15 protein-coding genes are annotated in these 19418 nt (G+C 66.1%); 5 read left to right on the top strand and 10 right to left on the bottom strand.

Annotation, left to right across the window (positions count from 1 at the left end; all coding sequences use genetic code 11):
• Positions 1-5 precede the first annotated feature (5 nt).
• The 10 genes from nudC to H681_RS10855 form a co-directional block, all read right to left on the bottom strand.
• Positions 6-845 carry an NAD(+) diphosphatase gene (nudC, locus tag H681_RS10895; protein WP_015476906.1) on the bottom strand — a complete coding sequence of 280 codons (840 nt, stop codon included), beginning with the start codon at positions 843-845 and terminating at the stop codon, positions 6-8.
• Positions 845-2518 carry a hypothetical protein gene (locus H681_RS10890; protein ID WP_015476905.1) on the bottom strand — a complete coding sequence of 558 codons (1674 nt, stop codon included), beginning with the start codon at positions 2516-2518 and terminating at the stop codon, positions 845-847. The genes nudC and H681_RS10890 overlap by 1 nt, the downstream gene beginning before the upstream one ends.
• Before the next feature lie 42 nt (positions 2519-2560).
• Complete coding sequence (locus H681_RS10885; RefSeq protein WP_015476904.1) at positions 2561-3373, bottom strand: crotonase/enoyl-CoA hydratase family protein; 813 nt, start codon at positions 3371-3373, stop codon at positions 2561-2563.
• 233 nt (positions 3374-3606) lie between these two features.
• Positions 3607-4950, bottom strand: a complete 1344-nt coding sequence (locus H681_RS10880; RefSeq protein ID WP_015476903.1) for an amino acid permease — start codon at positions 4948-4950, stop codon at positions 3607-3609.
• A 215-nt stretch (positions 4951-5165) separates the two neighbouring features.
• Positions 5166-6770 (bottom strand): putative bifunctional diguanylate cyclase/phosphodiesterase, encoded by a 1605-nt coding sequence (locus H681_RS10875; protein ID WP_236620539.1) that lies wholly within the window; start codon positions 6768-6770, stop codon positions 5166-5168.
• Positions 6764-7351, bottom strand: coding sequence for a GAF domain-containing protein (locus H681_RS26865; protein WP_236620514.1), 588 nt, complete (start codon positions 7349-7351; stop codon positions 6764-6766). The genes H681_RS10875 and H681_RS26865 overlap by 7 nt, the downstream gene beginning before the upstream one ends.
• A 100-nt stretch (positions 7352-7451) precedes the next feature.
• The gene (locus tag H681_RS10870) at positions 7452-9704 is read right to left on the bottom strand and encodes an Orn/Lys/Arg decarboxylase N-terminal domain-containing protein (RefSeq protein WP_015476902.1); all 2253 of its coding nucleotides are present in this window, start codon (positions 9702-9704) and stop codon (positions 7452-7454) included.
• Between the two features lie 261 nt (positions 9705-9965).
• Positions 9966-10703 (bottom strand): DNA polymerase III subunit epsilon, encoded by a 738-nt coding sequence (dnaQ, locus tag H681_RS10865; RefSeq protein ID WP_015476901.1) that lies wholly within the window; start codon positions 10701-10703, stop codon positions 9966-9968.
• A 72-nt stretch (positions 10704-10775) separates the two neighbouring features.
• Positions 10776-11219 carry a ribonuclease HI gene (gene rnhA / locus H681_RS10860; RefSeq protein ID WP_015476900.1) on the bottom strand — a complete coding sequence of 148 codons (444 nt, stop codon included), beginning with the start codon at positions 11217-11219 and terminating at the stop codon, positions 10776-10778.
• Between the two features lie 11 nt (positions 11220-11230).
• Entirely contained in the window at positions 11231-11992 is a 762-nt protein-coding gene (locus H681_RS10855; protein ID WP_015476899.1) for a class I SAM-dependent methyltransferase, read from the bottom strand.
• An 86-nt stretch (positions 11993-12078) separates the two neighbouring features.
• On the opposite strand from H681_RS10855, the gene gloB reads away from it, so the two are divergent.
• From gloB to H681_RS10830, 5 genes are all read left to right on the top strand, one after another.
• Positions 12079-12858, top strand: a complete 780-nt coding sequence (gloB, locus tag H681_RS10850) for a hydroxyacylglutathione hydrolase (RefSeq protein WP_015476898.1) — start codon at positions 12079-12081, stop codon at positions 12856-12858.
• Between the two features lie 79 nt (positions 12859-12937).
• Positions 12938-14533: a LysM peptidoglycan-binding domain-containing protein gene (locus H681_RS10845; protein WP_041711913.1), complete on the top strand. Its 1596-nt coding sequence runs from the start codon at positions 12938-12940 to the stop codon at positions 14531-14533.
• A 107-nt stretch (positions 14534-14640) separates the two neighbouring features.
• Positions 14641-16470 carry an extracellular solute-binding protein gene (locus H681_RS10840; RefSeq protein ID WP_015476896.1) on the top strand — a complete coding sequence of 610 codons (1830 nt, stop codon included), beginning with the start codon at positions 14641-14643 and terminating at the stop codon, positions 16468-16470.
• Positions 16467-18332: an extracellular solute-binding protein gene (locus H681_RS10835; RefSeq protein ID WP_015476895.1), complete on the top strand. Its 1866-nt coding sequence runs from the start codon at positions 16467-16469 to the stop codon at positions 18330-18332. Before H681_RS10840 ends, H681_RS10835 begins: the two co-directional genes overlap by 4 nt.
• Positions 18332-19414, top strand: coding sequence for a microcin C ABC transporter permease YejB (locus H681_RS10830; RefSeq protein ID WP_015476894.1), 1083 nt, complete (start codon positions 18332-18334; stop codon positions 19412-19414). Before H681_RS10835 ends, H681_RS10830 begins: the two co-directional genes overlap by 1 nt.
• Positions 19415-19418 lie beyond the last annotated feature (4 nt).

Raw genomic sequence — 19418 nt, 5'->3', positions numbered from 1 at the left:
TGGAGTCAGGCGCCGCCGGGCAGGACGGGATCGGGACGACCGGCGCGGCGCGCCAGGTAGACCTCGATCAGGTAGCGGGCGATGGAGCGCTCGGCCGGCAGGCGCGGCAGCTCGTCGATGTGGAACCAGCGGGCATCCTCGATCTCGTCCGGCTGCATGACGATCTCGCCGCTGACGTACTCGGCGTGATAGCCGAACATCAGCGAATGCGGGAACGGCCAGGGCTGGCTGCCCATGTAGCGGATGTTGCCGATCTCGACGCCCACCTCTTCGCGCACTTCGCGCGCGACGCAGTGCTCCACCGACTCGCCCGGCTCGACGAAGCCGGCCAGGGTGCTGTACATCCCCGGCACGAAGCGCGGCGAGCGTGCCAGCAACACTTCATCGCCACGGGTCACCAGCACGATCATGCTCGGCGACAGCAGCGGGTAGCGCTGGATGCCGCAGCTCTCGCAGTGCATGGCGCGGTCGCGGGGCATGCGCTGGTTGGGCTGGCCGCAACTGCCGCAGAAGCGGTTCTGCCGCCACCAGATGCCGATCTGGCTGGCGAAGCCGAGCATGGCGAAGATGTCTTCCTCGGCCTGCATCATGAACTGGCGCAGGCCGATCCAGCTGGCGCCTTCCAGCGGGTCCGTACGGTCGATCTCCAGCAGGTACACCGGCTCGCCGTCGAAATGGCCGACAACGTGCTCGGAAAGCACCGGCAGGTCCTGGCGTTTCAGCCAGTCACGGGGGAACAGCACACCGTTGCTGTCGGCGAGGAACTGCTGCTGGCAGTGGGCGACCGCCCAGCCGCCGTTCGCAGCCCCCTCGAACAGCGCCGATTCCCAGCGTCCGGTACGCATCAGGCAGCCACCGTCAGGCCCAGGGCCTTGACGCTCTCGCTGGCGACGTCCAGGACGTCGGGTTGACCTTCAGGCCGCATCATGGCTCCACCCTCCAGGTAATACTCCAGGCCGGTCAACGCATCGGCCAGGGTTTCCAGCATCTGCTCGGACGGCATCTGCGTCGTCTCGATCATCCGCTGTTGAATATAGTCGGCACATGCACCCACCAGCAGCGCCGCGCGTTCCTGGCCGAGGAACCAGAGACCGCCGCGCACCGCCTGCAGGCTGAGGGGCACGTTGGCCAGGTGCAGCTTGTCGCCGTTGGATTCGAGATAAGCGGTGATCGCCCGCTTGGCCAGTGCAAGACCGGCCTGCGCCTCGTCGATCACCACGATACGGGCTTCGGCCAGCTGGTGTACGGCAAAGGATTCATCCTCGCCCAGCGGCGCCGCGCGTGCGCTCAGCCGCTCGCCGCGCTGCAGGTTGCCCACCATGCTCTCGACATAGAGCAAGGCATCGGCCAGCGCATTGAGCGCCGCCGGCCCCTCCACAGCCCCCTTGGCGACCCAGCCGGCAACCACGCCATGCTGATGCTGCAGCGCGGTGGAGGCGGAGTTCAGGCCAACCATGCCCAGTGTCTTGGCCAGCTTGCCCAGCTGGGTATGCAGGATGCTCAACGCGTCGGCCTGGGATACGCCGCGCTCGATCAGGTCGAGCTGGTCCTTGACCGCCGTGAGTTCCTCGCGGATCGCCACCGACAGCGAACGCATCACCGACTGGCCGGGGCCGGACAGGCGCTGCGACTCGTCTTCGAGCAGGTGATCGGTGAACGGCAGCGGCGCCAGGCCGAACACCTGGCGCAGTTCGCCGGCGCGCGGACCGCCGGTATCGGCCAGCGCGGTGAGATACAGCAGCTCCTTGAGCAACTGGCGCGGCGTCTCGTATTGCGGATTGGCGATCAGTTGCTTCAGCTCGCGATCCACGCGTGCGAAGACCTGCTTGCGCGTCTTGCGCGGCAGCATCTGCGCGTCGACCAGTGCCTCCAGGGCACCCGCGCCGACCCAGCACAGGCGGGTACGCGAGGCGCTGCCCAGCAGCAGGTCGAGCTTGGCCAGGGCGCGGCTCATCAGCTTCAGGCTGGGGTAGAGATTCTGCTCGCGGATCAGCCCGAGCAGGCCGATCTGGTACATCTGCCGCAGGCGGCGGACTTCACGGGCAGGATCCTCCACCTGCGGCGCGGTCACCGCGCGCAGCGGGCGCGGCAGGTCCAGCCGCGCGCTGAAGAAGAAACTTTCCGGCAACGCCGGCTGGCCGGCAGCCTGGCGCACGTCGTTGATCGCCGGCAGCAGCAGCTCGGGGATTTCCTGGCGATGCGCCTCGAGGTTTTCCAGGTAGCGGCGCAGCACGTAGAGCGCGTTGCCCAGCGCCGCCAACTGACCGTCACGGTCCTCGCCGACACCGGCGGGAATGTCGGTGGCCAGATCGAGCGCTTCCTGGGCCAGCAGCTCCGCGCCGGCCAGCTCGATGAGGTTGAGGGTGCCGCGAATCTGGCTCAAGCACTCGACCGAGTGCTGCAGCAGGCTGCCGTTCTGACGCTCGGCGATGAAGTGCTCGAGATTCTGCTCGGCCTCTTCCATCGTGGCGAACAACTCGTCGCGAACCAGACTGAGGGACGTGGCTCCGGTAACCATCGGCCTAGTGCGCCTCCTGCGCGCAAGAAGAATGAAGGGACATCAATCGGCGAACTCGGGGTTCTTCTTGCTCATGTGCGCCATCATGGCGGTCTGCAGGTCGGTCGACTGCAGCATGGCGGCGTTCCAGGTGGCGATGTAGTCCAGGCCGTCCTCGACCCGGTGGTCGCGGGCGTAGCCGATCATTTCCTTGGTGCCGCGAATGGCGATCGGCGACTTGGCCGCGATTTGCCGGGCGATCTCCATCACACCGTCCATCAGCGCGGAGTGATCGGCGTACACGTTGTTGACCAGGCCGATCTGGCGGGCCTCCTGGGCGTCGGCATTGCGGCCGGTGTAGGCCAGCTCGCGCATGATGCCGTCACCGATCAGGCGCGGCAGACGCTGCAGGGTACCGATGTCGGCGGCCATGCCCATGTCGATCTCCTTGATGGAAAACTGCGCGTCGGCGCTGCAGTAGCGCATGTCGCAGGCCGAGATCAGGTCGATGCCGCCGCCGATGCAGTAGCCCTGGATCGCCGCGAGCACCGGCTTGCTGCACCGGTCCACGGCGTTGAACGAGCCTTGCAGCTCGAGGATGGTCTTGCGCAGCGCGCGGGCGTTGCGACCGACGTCCTTGCCAAGGCGGCTGCCGGCCTGGGCCAGCAGAGCGAGGTCGATACCGGCGGAGAAGTGCTTGCCGGCACCGCTCAGAACCACCACGCGCACCTCATCGGTGTCGTCGACCCACTGGAAGATATCGACGATCTCCTTCCAGAAGTCGGTGTTCATGGCATTGAGTTTTTCCGGACGGTTGATCTGCACATGGGCGATCTTGTCCGCCAGTTCGACGCGGAATGCTTTGTACTCGGTCACGGGATGTCCTCGGATGCCCTGCTTCACGTCAGGGTGCGGCACTCGGCTGTTGGAGCCTGGGCCAACGGTTCTTATTAGTGTCGGAAACGAATGTCAGAAATCGCGCCACTATAACAAGGCAAGGCCAAAAGTCGATGCCGCGGTCTGTGACACAGGCCACGGCATCGGGTTCGAGCTGGCGCGCAAAACCGCCATCACGTTGCGGATCTGACGGGATCGTGATGGCAGCGGGCTCAGTCGCCCGCCGCCAGCGGCAGCCCTTGGGCGCGGTTGCGGTACTGCCGCCAGGTGTACATCGGAATACCGGCCATGAACACCAGGAAGCCCCAGAAGATCGCCTGTTCGCCAGTGCCGTAGAGCGCCCACAGCGAGTAGAGGAAGCCCAGGCAACCGATGGCCAGCACCTGCGGGCGCGAGCGCGGCGAGAAGGACTCCGGCTTCACCGCCAGCAGTTGCAGCAGCGCCGCGGTACAGAAGGCATAGGGCACGACGCCAGTCATGGTGCCGAGCAGGATGATGACGTTGAACACATCCACCAGGTCGCCGTGGCCGTCGACCATCACCAGCGCGGTGACCAGCAGGCCCGACGCCAGCAGGCCGTTGGCCGGCGCGCCGTTCTTGTTGAGCTTGCCCAGGGATTCGGGGAACAGCCCGTCGCGGGCCGGCGCCACCGGAATCTGCCCCTGCAGCAGCACCCAGCCGTTGAGCGCGCCCAGGCACGCGATCACCGCGCCCGCCGCCACCAGGTAATAGCCCCAGTCGCCCAGCAAAATGCGCGCCGCATCGGCGAACGGCGAGGTGGACCTGGCCAGCAGTTCGGGCGGCATCAGCCCCTGCACGGCGGTGATGGACAGGATGTACACCGCCGCCGCCGCCAGCGTGCCGAACAGCGTGGCGCGGGGAATGGTCTTCTTCGGGTCGCGCACGTCGTCCGCCGGCACGGTGGCCGACTCCAGGCCGATGAAGGACCAGAGCGTCAGCGCCGCCGTAGTGGCGATGGCCTGGGCGTAGCCCATGTTCGGCAGCTCGCTGGCCGCGGGGATGCTCAGGTAATCGGGGTTGAAGTGGAACCAGCCGAGGACACCGATCAGCAGCAGCGGAATCAGCTTGAGCGCGGTGAGCAGGTTCTGCACCACGGCGAAGGCGGTGATGCCGCGCAGGTTGATCAGGGTGCACAGCCAGATGGAGCCAATCGCCGTGGCGACCATCAGCAGCGGGTCGGCCAGCGCCGGAAAGAACACCCGCAGGTAACCCACCAGAGTCACGGCGATGGCCGCGTTGCCGATCCACGCGGCCTTCCAGTAGGTCCAGGCGCAGAGGTAGCCGGCAAAGCTGCCGAAGCCGTCACGGGTATAGGCGTAGGGACCGCCGGCACCGGGATTGAGCCGCGCCAGCCGGGCGAAGGTGAAGGCCAGCAGCACGGCCCCCGTGGTCGACACCAGCCAGCCGAACAGGCTGAGCCCGCCGTACGCCGCCAGGCTCGACGGCAACAGGAACACGCCCGAGCCGACCATGTTCCCCACCACCAGCGCGGTGCAGCTCCAGAATCCCATGCTGCCCTTCTTCGCTTCCGCCATCTGCGCTCCTTAAAGTCTGCGGCTTGTTCTATTGGTTCCCACCTGACGCGCCGGTCATGGCGAAGGCCTCTGGATTCGGAGGCCACATCCGATCTGTCCTACAGGGTAGTCAGCACGAGGCAAAGGAGGAAACAGTTTCCGCCGCGAATACGCAGGCTTCGAACGTTTTCCCCATGCAAGATCAATCCGTACCGCGAAAATTCGCCTCGCGTCGCTCAGGCGGAGCCGACCTGCCGGCCGCCGATCCCGAAGACCTGTTCGAACAGGTTGGCCGGCATCGGCTTGGCGAACAGGTAGCCCTGCCCCTCCGCGCACCGCTCGTTGCGCAGGCGATCACGCTGGGCCGACGTCTCGATGCCCTCGGCGATGCTATCCAGGTCGAAGCTGCGGGCCATGTCGAGGATCGCGCGGATCACCGACAGATCCTGCCGGGACTCCAGCATGCCGGTCACGAAGGAGCGGTCGATCTTGATCCGGCTCAACGGATAGGTCTTGAGCAGGCTGAGCGACGCATACCCGGTACCGAAGTCATCGAAGGCGATCCCCACGCCGTGGCCGCGCAGCGTGCGCAAGGTGTCGAGCACCACGTCGTCATGGTTGAGCACGATGTTCTCGGTGATCTCCAGCTCCAGCGCGTCGGCCGGCAGGCCGTGACGCTCCAGCGCCTCGATCACCTGGGAAACCAGGTTGCCCATGCGGAACTGCGCGCCGAACAGGTTCACCCCCATGCGCATCCGCGCCGCGCCGTTGCGCCGCCAATAGGCGGCCTGGGCGCAGGCCTCATCGAGGATCCAGGTGCCGACGATCGCCGCCAGCGGCCCACCCTCCAGCGACGGCAGGAACGCCGCCGGCGCCAGCAGCCCACGCTGCGGATGCTGCCAGCGCAGCAGCGCCTCCGCGCCGCACAGCGCACCGTCCTTCAGACTCACCTGCGGCTGGTAGAACAGCAGGAACTCACCGTGGGCCACCGCCCGGTGCAGTTCCATGCCGTACAGGTGCCGCGCCGCCGCCTCCATCTTCAGCGCCGGCACGAAGACGAAGGCATGGCTGCGCCCGCTGCTCTTGGCCTTGAACAGCGCAAGGTCCGCGTCGCCGACCAGCTCCAGCGCCTCCTGGGCATGCAGTGGCGCCAGCGCCACCCCGCAACTGGCCGCCACCCGCACGTCATCGGCATCGATGACGATGGGCTCGGCGATACTGGCAATCGCCGCCAGGGCCAGGCGCATCGCCTGCTCGGGCGAAATCAGGTTCGGCTCGAGGATGGCGAATTCGTCGCCGCCAATGCGCGCCACCGTGGCATCCGCACTGGCCAGGCGTTCCAAACGCCGGGCGACCTCGCGCAGGATGCCGTCGCCCACCGCATGCCCCAGCGAGTCGTTGACGTCCTTGAAGCCATCCAGATCGATCATCAGCACCGCCGCCGGGCGCGACTGCACCAGGAGGTCCTCGGTGACCCGGTAGAAACGGCCACGGTTGGCCAGGCCGGTCAGCACGTCGACGCTGGCCAACTGGCGCAGTGCCTCCTCTTCCCGCTGCCGTGCGGTGAGGTCCTTGAGCACCGCCTCGAACTTGAGCTTGCCCTTCTCCGTCCAGCAGAACAGCGTGAGCCCGAGGGCCAGCTCGGTGCCGTCCTGGCGCACGCCGGTGATTTCCGCCGGCACGTCCATGCCATCCAGCGACGTGGCATCGATGGCGCGGTTGATCAGACTGCGGAAGGCGGCACGGTTACGCTCCGGGAGCAGCAGTTCGAACGACTGCCCCGCCCCCTCGTCCAATGCGTAGCCGTAGAGCGTGGAGGCCGCCTCGTTCCAGGCTACGATTTCGCCCAGCAGTCGAACCAGACCACCGGCGTCGGCGAACTGCCGGCGTACTCCTCGAACAACGGCCGGGTGCGCGCCGACGCCACTTCGATACGGCGCAGCTCCAGACGATCGGCAGCCATGCGCGCCAGTTCGCGCAGACGCTCGCGGTCGTCGCCGGAGAAGTCCTCGTGGGGCTGGCTGTCGATGATGCACAGGGCGCCCAGCGGATGCCCCTCCACCGACAGCAGCGGCACCCCGGCGTAGAAGCACACGCCGGATGGCCGGGTCACCAGCGGGTTGTCGTGGAAGCGCTCGTCGCGGCTGGCATCGGGCACCACCATCACCTCGTTCCGGGTGATGGCGTGGGCGCAGAAGGACACATCGCGGCCCATGTCCACGTCGCCCACCCCGGTGGCCGCGGCGAAGAACACGTGGTCGCTGCCGATCATGTTCACCGCCGCCACTGGCATGCCGAACATGCGCACGGCGATCTGCACCACCGGGTCCAGGCTGGGCAGCAGGGCTTCGTCGTCGAATCCATAGTCGGAAAGCGCGCTCAGGCGTTCGCTTTCGTTCGGCAATGTCGCGGGACAGCGCATGGGGAAACCTCCCTTTTTCCTCGTTTCTCCCTTCAGCAATCCCGACAAGGATAGTTGGACTTTGAAAAAGCGGCGGGTCCCGCATGCCGGGACCCGCACGTCACTTGCAGCACTCCACCGTGTAGCGCCGCTCGCCATTCACCTCGTGTACCTGCAGGCCATGCACATCCGAGTCGAAGCCCGGGAAATTACGCTCGAAGCTCTGCGCGAAGGCCAGGTAGTCGAGGATGGAGCGGGTGGACTCGGTGAAACGCTCGCCCGGCATGATCAGCGGGATGCCCGGCGGATAAGGCACCAGCATGACCGCCGCGATGCGTCCCTCCAACTGGTCGATGGGCACCGCCTCCACTTCGCCGCGCACCAGTTGCGCATAGGCGTCGGCCGGGCGCATGGCGATTTCCGGCAGCACGGTGTACATGCGCTTCATCGCCTTGGCGGTGGCATGGTCGCGGTAGCAGCGATGGAGCTCGTCGCACAGGTCGCGCAACCCCATGCCGGCGTACCGGCCGCCGCCGGCCGGGGCGACGCTGGGCAACGCATCCGTCAACGGCTCGTTGTCGTCGTAGCTGCGCTTGAACTCCAGCAACTCGGTGACCAGCGTGCTCCATTTGCCCTTGGTCACGCCCATCGAGAACAGCACCAGGAAGGAGTACAGGCCGGTCTTCTCCACCACCAGCCCGCGCTCCCAGAGGAAGCGGCTGACCACCGCGGCGGGAATGCCCCGGGCGTCCAGCCGGCCACCGGCAGTGAGGCCTGGCGTAGCGAGGGTGACCTTGATCGGGTCGAGCAGCACGTAATCCTCGACCGCATCGCCGAAGCCATGCCAGTCGGCGTTGGGCTCCAGCACCCAATCACAGGTCTTGACCTCGTCGGTGCCCTCCACGCCCGGCGGCTGCCAGACGCAGAACCACCAGTCGTCCTCGGCGAGATTCTGCTGCACGTTGGCCAGGGCGCGGCGAAAGCTCAGCGCCTCGTCGAAGGTTTCCTGGATCAGCGAACGCCCCGCCGGGCCCTCCATCATCGCCGAGGCCACGTCCAGCGAGGCGATGATGCCGTACTGCGGCGAGGTGGAGATGTGCATCATGAAGGCTTCGTTGAAACGCGCCCGGTCGAAGCGCCGGGCGCCGCCGTCCTGCACGTGGATCATCGAGGCCTGGCTGAAGGCGGCGAGCATCTTGTGGGTGGAATGGGTGGTGAACACCAGCGGGCCGCTGTCCTGGCGGCGGGTACCCATGCCGTAGCGCCCGTCGTAGAAGTCGTGGAAGGCCGCATAGGCGTACCAGGCTTCGTCGAAATGCAGCACCTCGACGCTGTCCCCCAACGCCTGCTTGATCATCTCGGCGTTGTAGCAGAGGCCGTCGTAGGTGGAGTTGGTCACCACCGCCAGCTTGACCCTGGGTTGACGCCCCTGCGCCAGCGGGCTGGCGGCGATCTTCGCGGCAATGGATTCGCGGCTGAACTCGGCGAGCGGAATCGGTCCGATGATGCCCAGCTCGTTGCGCTCCGGAGTCAGGTAGAGCGGAATCGCGCCGGTCATGATGATCGCGTGCAGGATCGACTTGTGGCAGTTGCGATCCACCAGTACCAGGTCGTCGCGGCAGACCATCGAGTGCCAGACGATCTTGTTCGCGGTCGAGGTGCCATTGATCACGAAGAAGGTGTGGTCGGCGCCGAAATTGCGCGCCGCACGGGCCTCCGCTTCGGCCAGCGGGCCGGTGTGGTCGAGCAGCGAGCCCAGTTCCGGCACCGAAACCGAGAGGTCCGAGCGCAGGGTGTTTTCCCCGAAGAACTGGTGGAACGCCTGCCCCACCGGACTCTTGCGATAGGCCACGCCGCCGCCGTGGCCGGGGGTGTGCCAGGAATAGTTGGACTGCGCGGTGTGCTCCACCAGCGCGCGGAAGAACGGCGGCAGCAGGCCTTCCAGGTACCTGCGCGCGGCGCGGCTGACCTGGCGGGCGAGGAAGGGCACGGTATCTTCGAACAGGTAGAGGATGCCGCGCAGCTGGTGCAGGTCGGACATGGACTCGGCCGGCGCGTTCTCGATGGTCATCTGCTCGCCGAGGGCGAAGATCGGCAACTGCGGCGCGCGCACCCGCGCCATGCGGATCAGCTCGACCACGTCCTGCAGCAACCGCTGGTTCTCCCCCGCCCCCTCGGCGGCGACCAGGATGCAGGCGAGCCCGTGGTGGGTGGAAGCAACGATGCGCCCCTCGGCGGAACTGGCGGTGGAGAGGATGCTGAAGCCGTCCTGCTCCAGCTCGCGGGCGATGTCACGGACGCGGTCGCCGGCCACGGTGTCGGCCTTGATGTCGCGATGAACGATGAGAATGGGGAATTTTAAGTCTTTATACATTGTGAGCCCCTGAGGCGGACGCTCTGCTGGCGTCGATCTTTACCAGAGTATGGACTCACGGAATATAGGGGAATGCGCTCGGCTGACGGCTGTAATAAAACGTCGCGTTGGCGACAGGCCTGCGTCCTGTGTAGGAGCGAGCTTGCTCGCGAACGGATTATCCGATGACAGCGGAGCTGAGCGGTTCGCGAGCAAGCTCGCTCCTACAAAAAACAAAAAAGGCCCCGGTTCAGGGGCCTTCTTCTCAAGCAACGTGAAGGATCACTCCTTCGGCGCCTCCATCTGCGCCCACAGCGACGGGCCGCCAGCGGACTTCTCGATCACCGCCAGACGCGCGACATGCGCCTCGATCTCCGCATCGGTCGCCCGGATTACACGGGTCAGGTTACGCTCGGCAGCCAGGCGGCGGATCCCCGTGGCGGCGATACGGCCGCTGCCGTCGCCCTCCGCGCCATTGCCAGCCAGCGACAGGCTGGTCTGGCCACCGGTCATCGCCAGGTAGACGTCGGCCAGGATCTCGGCGTCGAGCAGTGCGCCGTGCAGGTCACGGCCGGAGTTGTCGACGCCGTAGCGCTTGCACAGAGCATCGAGGTTGTTGCGCTGGCCCGGATGACGTTCGCGGGCCATCAGCAGGGTATCGAGGATCGAGCAGTAGTCGCTGACTTCGGCGCGCTCGGTCTGCCCGATCAGGGCGAATTCGTTGTTGATGAAGCCAACATCGAACGCCGCGTTGTGGATGATCAGCTGTGCGCCGTTGATGAACTCGAAGAAGTCGTTGGCCACCTCGCGGAAGCGCGGCATGTCCTTGACGTATTCGTTGGTGATGCCGTGGACCGCGATGGCACCTTCGTCGATCTCGCGATCAGGTTGCAGGTAGACATGGAAGTGCCGGCCGGTGAGGCGGCGGCCTTCGAGTTCGACGCAACCGATCTCGATGATCCGGTGGCCGTCGGTGACCGGCATACCGGTCGTTTCGGTGTCGAGTACGACGCTACGCATTCTGTGTGAAACCTTCTTGTGGTCGATCGGCCCGGTTCATACCGGGCTGCAGTGATTCCTGGAACCGGACTCTCAGCGCGGCAGTTCGCTCACGCCACGGTTGGCGAGCATGTCGGCGCGCTCGTTGCCGGGATGGCCGGTGTGGCCGCGCACCCAGCGCCACTCGACATTATGCCGGTTCACCTGCTCGTCCAGCGCCTGCCACAGGTCGGCGTTCTTCACCGGCTGCTTGGCGGCAGTCTTCCAGCCACGCTTCTTCCAGTTGGTCATCCACTCGGTGATGCCCTGCATGACGTACTGCGAGTCGGTGACGATGCGCACGTCGCAATGCCGCTTGAGCGCGGCCAGGGCCATGATGGCGGCCATCAGCTCCATGCGGTTGTTGGTGGTTTCCGCCTCGCCGCCCCACAGTTCGCGCTCGGCGCCCTTGTAGAACAGCACGGCCCCCCAGCCACCCGGACCCGGATTGCCCTTGCAGGCGCCGTCGGTGTAGATCTCGACTTTCTCTTCGCTCATATCGCTCGTGTTCAGGACTCGGAATCGCGGCGGCTGACCTTGGCCACCGGTAGCGGCACCAGTTGCCCGCGAGGCTCGCGGCGAGGTTGGCGCAGGGGTCTCAAGCCGACCACCAGCTTGCGCGCCACCAATAGATAGAAGCCGGCGCCGGAGCCCTGCAGGACGGGCCCCCAGGTCTCCATACGAGCCAGGCGGCCCTGCCATTTCGCCGATGCAAGCGGCGGACGATAACACCCGAAGCGGCGTTTCTCCAGCGCGAATCCCAGCAGGTTGAGCCAGTCGCAGACCCGCGTCGGCGAGATGCAGCGGGCGCGGCGCAAGGCATCGCGGGCGAAGTAATGACGGATGCCCCAGGCGCTCCAGGGATTGACCCCGACCACCAGCAGGTGCCCGCCCGGGCGCACGCTGCGCGCGGCTTCGCGCAGCAAGCGGTGCGGCGACAGGCAGAAATCCAGGCCGTGCTGCAGCAGCACCACGTCGGCGGCATGCTCGCCCAGTGGCCAGGCTGCCTCATCGCAGGCGATCTCCACGCCCGGCAACGGCGGCCCCAGGCGCACCCCGCGCTGGATGTTGCCGGTGCTGGCCGGCAATTCGGCGTGCGGGCCGTAATGCACCAGGTAGCCGCCGAAGTAGCGTTCCAATTCGTCGATCAGCAGTTGCTGCTCTTCGGCGAGCATCATTCCACCGATCGGGCCGGCCAGCCAGTCGCGCGCCTGGGCCATCAGTTCCAGCCAGTCGGCGTCGGCCTGGGCGAAGGGTTCGGGTTCGATCATCACTACCCCCTGTGGGAGCGCGCGACACAAAAGTGCGTATCCGCACTACTATGCGCCAATGCCCATTACTTAGCGACTTTCCAGCCATGATACAGATAGATGCCCTGCCCGCCTTTTCCGATAACTACCTCTGGCTGTTGCAGGATGTGACCCGCCGCCAGTGCGCAGTGGTCGATCCGGGCGACGCCGGCCCGGTGCTGGCCTGGCTGGCCGCCCACCCCGGCTGGACGCTCACCGACATCCTGGTTACCCACCATCATGCCGACCATGTCGGCGGCGTTGCCCAGCTCAAGGCCCAGACCGGCGCACGCGTGCTCGGCCCGGCCGGCGAGAGGATCCCGGCGCGCGACGAGGCGCTGGAGGACGGTGACCGCGTCGAGGTGCTCGGCCTCGGCTTCGACGTCATCCACGTACCCGGCCACACCCTCGGGCACATCGCTTACTTCAACCAGGACCACGAGCCGCCCCTGCTGTTCTGCGGCGACACCCTGTTCGCCGCCGGCTGCGGCCGCCTGTTCGAAGGCACCCCGGCGCAGATGCACGCCTCGCTGAGCCGCCTGGCGGCGCTGCCAGACCAGACCCTGGTCTATTGCACCCACGAATACACCCTGAGCAATTTGCGCTTTGCCTGTGCAGTGGAGCCGGAGAATCCCGAGGTCCGGGCGCGCTGCGAAGAAGTCAGCCGCTGGCGCGACCTGGGGAAGATCAGTCTGCCCTCCTCCATCGCCTTGGAACGGGCGACGAATCCTTTCCTTCGCGTGTCGGAAACATCCGTTAAGAAAATCGCCGACGAGCGGGAAGGCCAGGAAATCCGCACACCGGAAGAGGTCTTTGCGACCATTCGCCGCTGGAAGGATCAGTTCTGAGGGGTGGCGAAATCTTGACCAGGGCAACCGCGATTCCTAGAATCCCCGAAATTTTTGCCCCGGACACAGTCATCAGCCAATGCCGCCAAAGACCAGCAAGACCCTCGATCTAGACGCATTGGCTCGTGCCATCCGAGTCTCCGTGCTGCTGCTCGCCGCCGGTCTGGCCGGCTGTCAGTCGACCCAGCGGGTCGATACTGACAGCCAGGCGCGCAATGCCGCCCGCGCCGTCGACGTGAAGTTCAACCCGGCCTGGTCGGACGCCCAGAACGATATCTGGGAGCGCATGCGCGTCGGTTTCCAGTTGCAGGACCAGATCGACACCAACCCGCGTATCGAACGCCAGCGCCTGTGGTTCATGAGCAATCCGTCGTTCCTGGAAAACGCCAGCGAGCGCGGCAGCCCCTACATGCACTATGTCGTCGAGCGTCTGGAAGAGCGCGACATGCCGCTGGAACTGGCCCTGCTGCCGGTCATCGAGAGCTCCTACAACCCGATGGCGGTGTCGCGCGCCCAGGCCGTGGGCCTGTGGCAGTTCATTCCCAGCACCGGCACCCATTTCAACCTGCGCCAGACCAACTTCTATGACGGCCGCCGCGACATCACCGCGTCGACCAATGCCGCGCTGACCTACCTGACCCGCCTGCACGACATGTTCAACGGCGACTGGTTGCTCGCACTGGCCGCCTACAACGCAGGCGAAGGCACCGTCAGCCGCGCCATCGAGCGCAACCAGCGGCTCGGCCTGCCGACGGACTACTGGAACCTCCCGCTGCCGAAGGAAACCCAGGACTACGTTCCCAAGCTGCTGGCCCTGTCGCAGTTGGTGATGGCCCCGAACATTTACGGCATCAGCCTCAACCCGATCGCCAACGAGCCCTACTTCACCTCGATTCGCGTCAAGCCGGGCCTCGACCTGTCGCGCGTCGCCGCCCTCGCCGATCTCGACGAGGACGAGCTGTATCAGTTGAACCCCGCCTTCAAGCGCCGCATCACCCGGGACGGCCCGCAGCACCTGCTGGTGCCGCTGGACAAGGCCGACACCCTGAAGGCCGGCATCGACACGCTCAAGCCGCAGCCACTCGTGGCCTCCGCAACGAGCAAGAGCCTGCAGCAATACCGCGTGCGCAAGGGCGACAGCCTGCACAGCATCGCCCAGCGCTATCGCCTGAGCGTCGCCGAGCTGAAGTCCGCCAACCGCCTGAGCGCCAACCGCCTGCGCAGCGGCCAGGTCCTGGTCATTCCCGGCCAGCCGGGGCGCCCGGTCGTCGAGCCGGAGAGCCCGCGGCAACTGGCGCAGGTCGAGCGCGCGAGCACTCGCGCCACGGCCCGCAGCTACACCGTGAAGAGCGGCGACACCCTCTGGCAGATCGCCAAGAAGAACGACGTCGACGTCGCCGACATCAAGCGCTGGAACGGCCTGGACAGCCACGGCGTCAAGCCGGGCCAGGTGCTCAAGCTGCAGGGCGGCTCGGCCCAGCAAGTGGCCGCGCGTGGCAAGGGCAAGCAGGACAGCGCGACCTACTACAAGGTCAAGCGGGGCGACTCGATGTACCTGATCGCCAAGCGCTTCAACGTCGAAATGCAGCACATCAAGCGCTGGAACCCGCGCAGCGGCAAGGCCCTGAAGCCCGGCCAGACCCTCACGCTCTACCTCGACACCGCCAGCCGCTGATCCTCGCCGCGTGCCGCGCCGTAAATGTCCCGGCGCGAGGCTTCTGGCGGCACGGACAAGCTGCTACTGTACGGAGCTCGCCTGCCAAGGATCGGACCCTACGCCCGATGCGTCACCTGCCTCTCCTGCTCCTCGGCCTCCTGCTCGGCCTGCCCGCCTCGGCCCAGATCACTGAACGCCACGGCTACGCACAGTTCGGCGACCTGAAATACCCCGCCAGCTTCGACCATTTCGACTGGGTCAACCCCAGGGCGCCCAAAGGCGGCACTCTGCGCCTGATGGGCCTGGGCAGCTTCGACACCCTCAACCCCTACACCCTCAAGGGCAGCCCGCCGATCAGCACCGCCGACTTCCTGCAGTACGGCGTCAGCGAGCTGAACGAGCCGCTGATGGTCGGCACCGGCCTCTATGACCCGTCGGGGGACGAGCCCGCCTCCAGCTACGGCCTGATCGCCGGCAGCGTCGAATACGCCGAAGACCGCAGTTGGGTGGTGTTCAACCTGCGGCCGCAGGCACGCTTCCACGACGGCAAACCGATCACCGCCTACGACGTGGCGTTCTCCTACCGCACCCTGCTCACGCACGGGCACCCGATGTACCGCACCGCACTGCAGGAAGTGCAGCGAGTCGACATCCTCTCGGCCCAGCGCATCCGTTTCGTCTTCAAGCGCCACGACAACCCGCTGCTGATCCTGCGCCTGGGCGAGATGCCGGTGCTGCCGCAACACTACTGGAAAGGCCGTAACTTCCAGGCCACCACCCTCGAGCCGCCGCTGGGCAGCGGCCCCTACCGGATCACCGAAGTGACGCCCGGCCGGCGCCTGGTATTCGAGCGGGTGAAAGACTGGTGGGGCGCGAACCTGCCGGTGAATCGCGGCAAGTACAACTTCGACCGGGTCGAAGTGGAGTTCTACCGCGACGCCGGCATCGCCTTCGAAGCCTTCAAGGCCGGCGAGTTCGATTTCTACATCGAGCACCAGGCGAAGAACTGGCGCAGCGGCTACCACTTCCCGGCGCTACGCCGGGGCGACGTGATCCGGGCGGAGATTCCACACCAGATCCCGACCCAGACCCAGGCGCTGTTCATGAACACCCGCCGCTCGACCTTCGCCGACCGCCGCCTGCGCGAAGCGCTGGGGATGATGTTCGACTTCGAATGGACCAACCGCGCACTGTTCAACGATGCCTACGCGCGCGCCAGCAGCTACTACCCCAACAGCAGCTTCACCGCCACCGGCGTGCCCCAGGGCAAGGAATGGCTGCTGCTCTCCCCCTACCGCAAGCAACTGCCGGACGAGCTGTTCAGCCGTCCCTTCACGGTGCCGGTCACCAAAGGCCACGGCATTCCGCGGGAAACCCTGCGCCACGCATTGGGTCTATTGGCCGACGCCGGCTGGAAACTCTCCGGCGACCGTCTGCTGGACGCCGGCGGCAAGCCGCTGCGCTTCGAAATCCTGCTGGTCAACCCCAGCCTGGAACGCATCCTCCAGCCGTATCGCGAGAATCTCGCCAGCATTGGTATCGATGCGAGCTTGCGCACCGTGGACCGCGCCCAGTACAAACAGCGTCTGGACCAGTTCGACTACGACATGATTCTGATGACCCTGCCCCAGACCCTGAGCCCCGGCCTCGAACAATGGCAGTACTTTCACTCCAGCCAGGTATCGGTGAAGGGCAGCAAGAACTATGCGGGCATCGCCAACCCCGTGGCGGACGCGATGCTCGAGAAACTCCTCGGCGCCACCGACCGCGACCAGCAGCAAGCCGCGGCCCGCGCCCTGGACCGGGTGCTGCTGTGGCAGCACTACAGCATTCCCAACTGGTACCTGAACAAGCATCGACTGGCGTACCGCAACCGCTTCGCTTTCGTCACCACGCCGCCCTACACCCTGGGCCTGCGCGCCTGGTGGCAGAAAAATCAGGAGAACACCCTATGAAGAGCCCCCGCCGCGCCGCGCTGTTCGCCGGCCTGTTGCTGGGACTGCTGGGCAGTGCGCAGGCCGCGCCGCAGCACGCCATCACTCTCTATGACGAAGCGCCGAAGTACCCGGCCGACTTCAAGCACTTCGACTTCGTCAATGCCGACGCGCCCAAGGGCGGCACCCTGCGCCTCTCCGACTTCGGCGGCTTCGACAGCCTCAACCCCTTCATCGCCAAGGGCAACTCCGCGCCGCAGATCAACCTGATCTACGACACCCTGACCTTCCACTCCCTCGACGAGCCCTTCACCGAATACGGCCTGCTCGCCGAGAAGATCGAGAAGGACCCGGAGCATCGCTTCGTGCGTTTCTACCTGCGCCCCGAGGCGAGATTCCAGGATGGCACGCCGGTCACCGCCGAGGATGTGGTGTTCACCTTCGAGACCCTGATGAAGGATGGCGACCCGATGTACCGCAACTACTACGCGGACGTCGACAAGGTGGTGGCCGAGGACAAGCTGCGCGTGCGCTTCGACTTCAAGCACGGCAACAACCGCGAACTGCCGCTGATTCTCGGTCAGCTGTCGATCCTGCCCAAGCACTGGTGGGCCAGCCGCGACTTCAACAAGACCGGCATGGAGCCGCCGCTGGGCAGCGGCCCGTACCGCATCGCCAAGGTCGACGCCGGCCGCTCGATCCGCTACGAGCGGGTGAAGGACTGGTGGGGCGAGAAGCTGGCGGTGAACCGCGGCTTCAACAATTTCGACGCCGTGGTGGTGGACTCCTACCGCGACCTCACCGTCGCCCTGGAGGCGTTCAAGGCCGGGCAGTTCGACTTCAACGACGAGCGCATCGCCAAGAACTGGGCCACCGCCTACGATTCCCCTGCGGTGCGCGACGGCCGCATCGTTCGCGAGGAGCCGGTCAACGGCAACCCCTGGGGCATGCAGGGCTACGCCTTCAACCTGCGCCGCCCGGTGTTCCAGGACGCCCGCGTGCGCGAAGCGATCACCCAGCTGTTCGACTTCGAGTGGACCAACAAGCAACTGTTCTTCGGTTCCTATCTGCGCGACGGCAGCTACTTCGAGAACTCCGAGATGGCCGCGCACCAACTGCCCGACGCCGAGGAGCTGAAGATTCTCGAACCGCTGCGCGACAAGCTGCCGCCGCAAGTCTTCACCCAGGTCTACGTACCGCCCACCAGCGACGGCAGCGGCATCATCCGCGAGCAGAAGCGCAAGGCCTACCAGTTGCTGCTGGACGCCGGCTACAAGATCGAGAACGACAAGATGGTCGGCCCCGACGGCAAGCAGCTCAGTTTCGAGTTCATGCTCGCCCAGGCCGACTTCGAGCGCGTGCTGCTGCCCTTCAAGCGTAACCTCGCCGAACTGGGCATCGACATGCAGCTGCGCCGGGTCGACGTCTCGCAGTACGTCAACCGCCTGCGCTCGCGGGACTACGACATGATCGTCAGCAGTTGGCCGCAGTCCAACTCACCGGGCAACGAGCAGCGCGAGTTCTGGCACTCCAGCAGCGCCGACAAGCCCGGCAGCCGCAACTTCATCGGCCTGCGCGATCCGGGCATCGACGCCCTGGTGGAGGGCCTGATCAACGCCGGCTCCCGCGAGAGCCTGGTGCGCCACGCCCGCGCCCTCGACCGCGCGCTGCTCTGGGGACACTACGTGGTGCCCAACTGGTACCTGGGCACCTGGCGCATCGCCTACTGGAACCGTATCGCCCACCCGAAAAAACTGCCGCCCTACAGCTATGCCCTGATGACCTGGTGGCAGGCACGCGACCAGGCGGTGCCAACCAAGACGGACGCCAGGACCGCGAGCGAAACGCCGGTTGACGGTGCCCTCGCCCAAGGGGCCAACTGATGCTGGCCTACATCCTGCGGCGCCTGCTGCTGATCATCCCGACCCTGTTCGGCATCCTGCTGATCAACTTCATCATCATCCAGGCCGCCCCCGGCGGCCCGGTGGAGCAGATGATCGCCAAGCTGGAGGGCTTCGACGCCGCCAGCGGCGGCGCCACCGGGCGCATCTCCGGCGGTGGCGGTGAAGTGGCCGCGGCCGGCACGCACTACCGCGGCGCCCAGGGCCTGGACCCTGAACTGGTGAAGGAAATCGAGCGCATGTACGGCTTCGACAAGCCGGCGCCCGAGCGCTTCTGGATCATGCTCAAGAACTACGTGCACCTGGACTTCGGCCAGAGCTTCTTCCGCGACGCCAAGGTCACCGACCTGATCGTCGAGAAGCTGCCCGTCTCCATCTCCCTGGGGCTGTGGAGCACGCTGATCATGTACCTGGTGTCGATCCCGCTGGGCATCGCCAAGGCCGTGCGCCACGGCAGCCACTTCGACGTCTGGACCAGCTCGGCGATCATCATCGGCTACGCCATCCCGGCCTTCCTCTTCGCCATCCTGCTGGTGGTGCTGTTCGCCGGCGGCAGCTACTGGGACTGGTTCCCCTTGCGCGGGCTGACCTCCAACAACTTCGACGAGCTGACCTGGGGCGGCAAGATCCGCGACTACTTCTGGCACCTGGCCTTACCCATCACCGCGCTGGTGATCGGCAACTTCGCCACCATCACCCTGCTGACCAAGAACAGCTTCCTCGACGAGATCGGCAAGCAGTACGTGGTCACCGCCCGCGCCAAGGGCCTCACCGAGCGCCGCGTGCTCTACGGTCACGTGTTCCGCAACGCCATGCTGCTGGTCATCGCCGGCCTGCCCTCGGCGCTGCTGGGCATCTTCTTCACCGGTGCGCTGCTGATCGAAGTGATCTTCTCCCTCGACGGCCTCGGCCTGCTCAGCTTCGAGGCGGCGCTGAACCGCGACTACCCGGTGGTGTTCGGCACGCTGTTCATTTTCACCCTGTTCGGCCTGATCATGAAGCTGATCAGCGACGTCCTCTACACGCTGGTCGATCCGCGCATCGACTTCGAGAACCGGGAGTAAACCG

This window comes from Pseudomonas sp. ATCC 13867, assembly GCF_000349845.1.
In the GTDB taxonomy this organism is placed as follows: Bacteria; Pseudomonadota; Gammaproteobacteria; order Pseudomonadales; family Pseudomonadaceae; genus Pseudomonas.
Note: the sequence above shows the minus strand (reverse complement) of the source record. Positions and strands in the feature narration are given on the sequence as shown.

Bases quoted from the DNA above. Each gene is read 5' to 3' on its own strand.
- nudC (WP_015476906.1), bottom strand. From the start codon at position 845: ATGCGTACCGGACGCTGGGAATCGGCGCTGTTCGAGGGGGCTGCGAAC.
- H681_RS10890 (WP_015476905.1), bottom strand. From the start codon at position 2,518: ATGGTTACCGGAGCCACGTCCCTCAGTCTGGTTCGCGACGAGTTGTTC.
- H681_RS10880 (WP_015476903.1), bottom strand. From the start codon at position 4,950: ATGGCGGAAGCGAAGAAGGGCAGCATGGGATTCTGGAGCTGCACCGCG.
- H681_RS26865 (WP_236620514.1), bottom strand. From the start codon at position 7,351: ATGCGCTGTCCCGCGACATTGCCGAACGAAAGCGAACGCCTGAGCGCG.
- H681_RS10870 (WP_015476902.1), bottom strand. From the start codon at position 9,704: ATGTATAAAGACTTAAAATTCCCCATTCTCATCGTTCATCGCGACATC.
- dnaQ (WP_015476901.1), bottom strand. From the start codon at position 10,703: ATGCGTAGCGTCGTACTCGACACCGAAACGACCGGTATGCCGGTCACC.
- rnhA (WP_015476900.1), bottom strand. From the start codon at position 11,219: ATGAGCGAAGAGAAAGTCGAGATCTACACCGACGGCGCCTGCAAGGGC.
- H681_RS10855 (WP_015476899.1), bottom strand. From the start codon at position 11,992: ATGATCGAACCCGAACCCTTCGCCCAGGCCGACGCCGACTGGCTGGAA.
- gloB (WP_015476898.1), top strand. From the start codon at position 12,079: ATGATACAGATAGATGCCCTGCCCGCCTTTTCCGATAACTACCTCTGG.
- H681_RS10845 (WP_041711913.1), top strand. From the start codon at position 12,938: ATGCCGCCAAAGACCAGCAAGACCCTCGATCTAGACGCATTGGCTCGT.
- H681_RS10840 (WP_015476896.1), top strand. From the start codon at position 14,641: ATGCGTCACCTGCCTCTCCTGCTCCTCGGCCTCCTGCTCGGCCTGCCC.
- H681_RS10835 (WP_015476895.1), top strand. From the start codon at position 16,467: ATGAAGAGCCCCCGCCGCGCCGCGCTGTTCGCCGGCCTGTTGCTGGGA.
- H681_RS10830 (WP_015476894.1), top strand. From the start codon at position 18,332: ATGCTGGCCTACATCCTGCGGCGCCTGCTGCTGATCATCCCGACCCTG.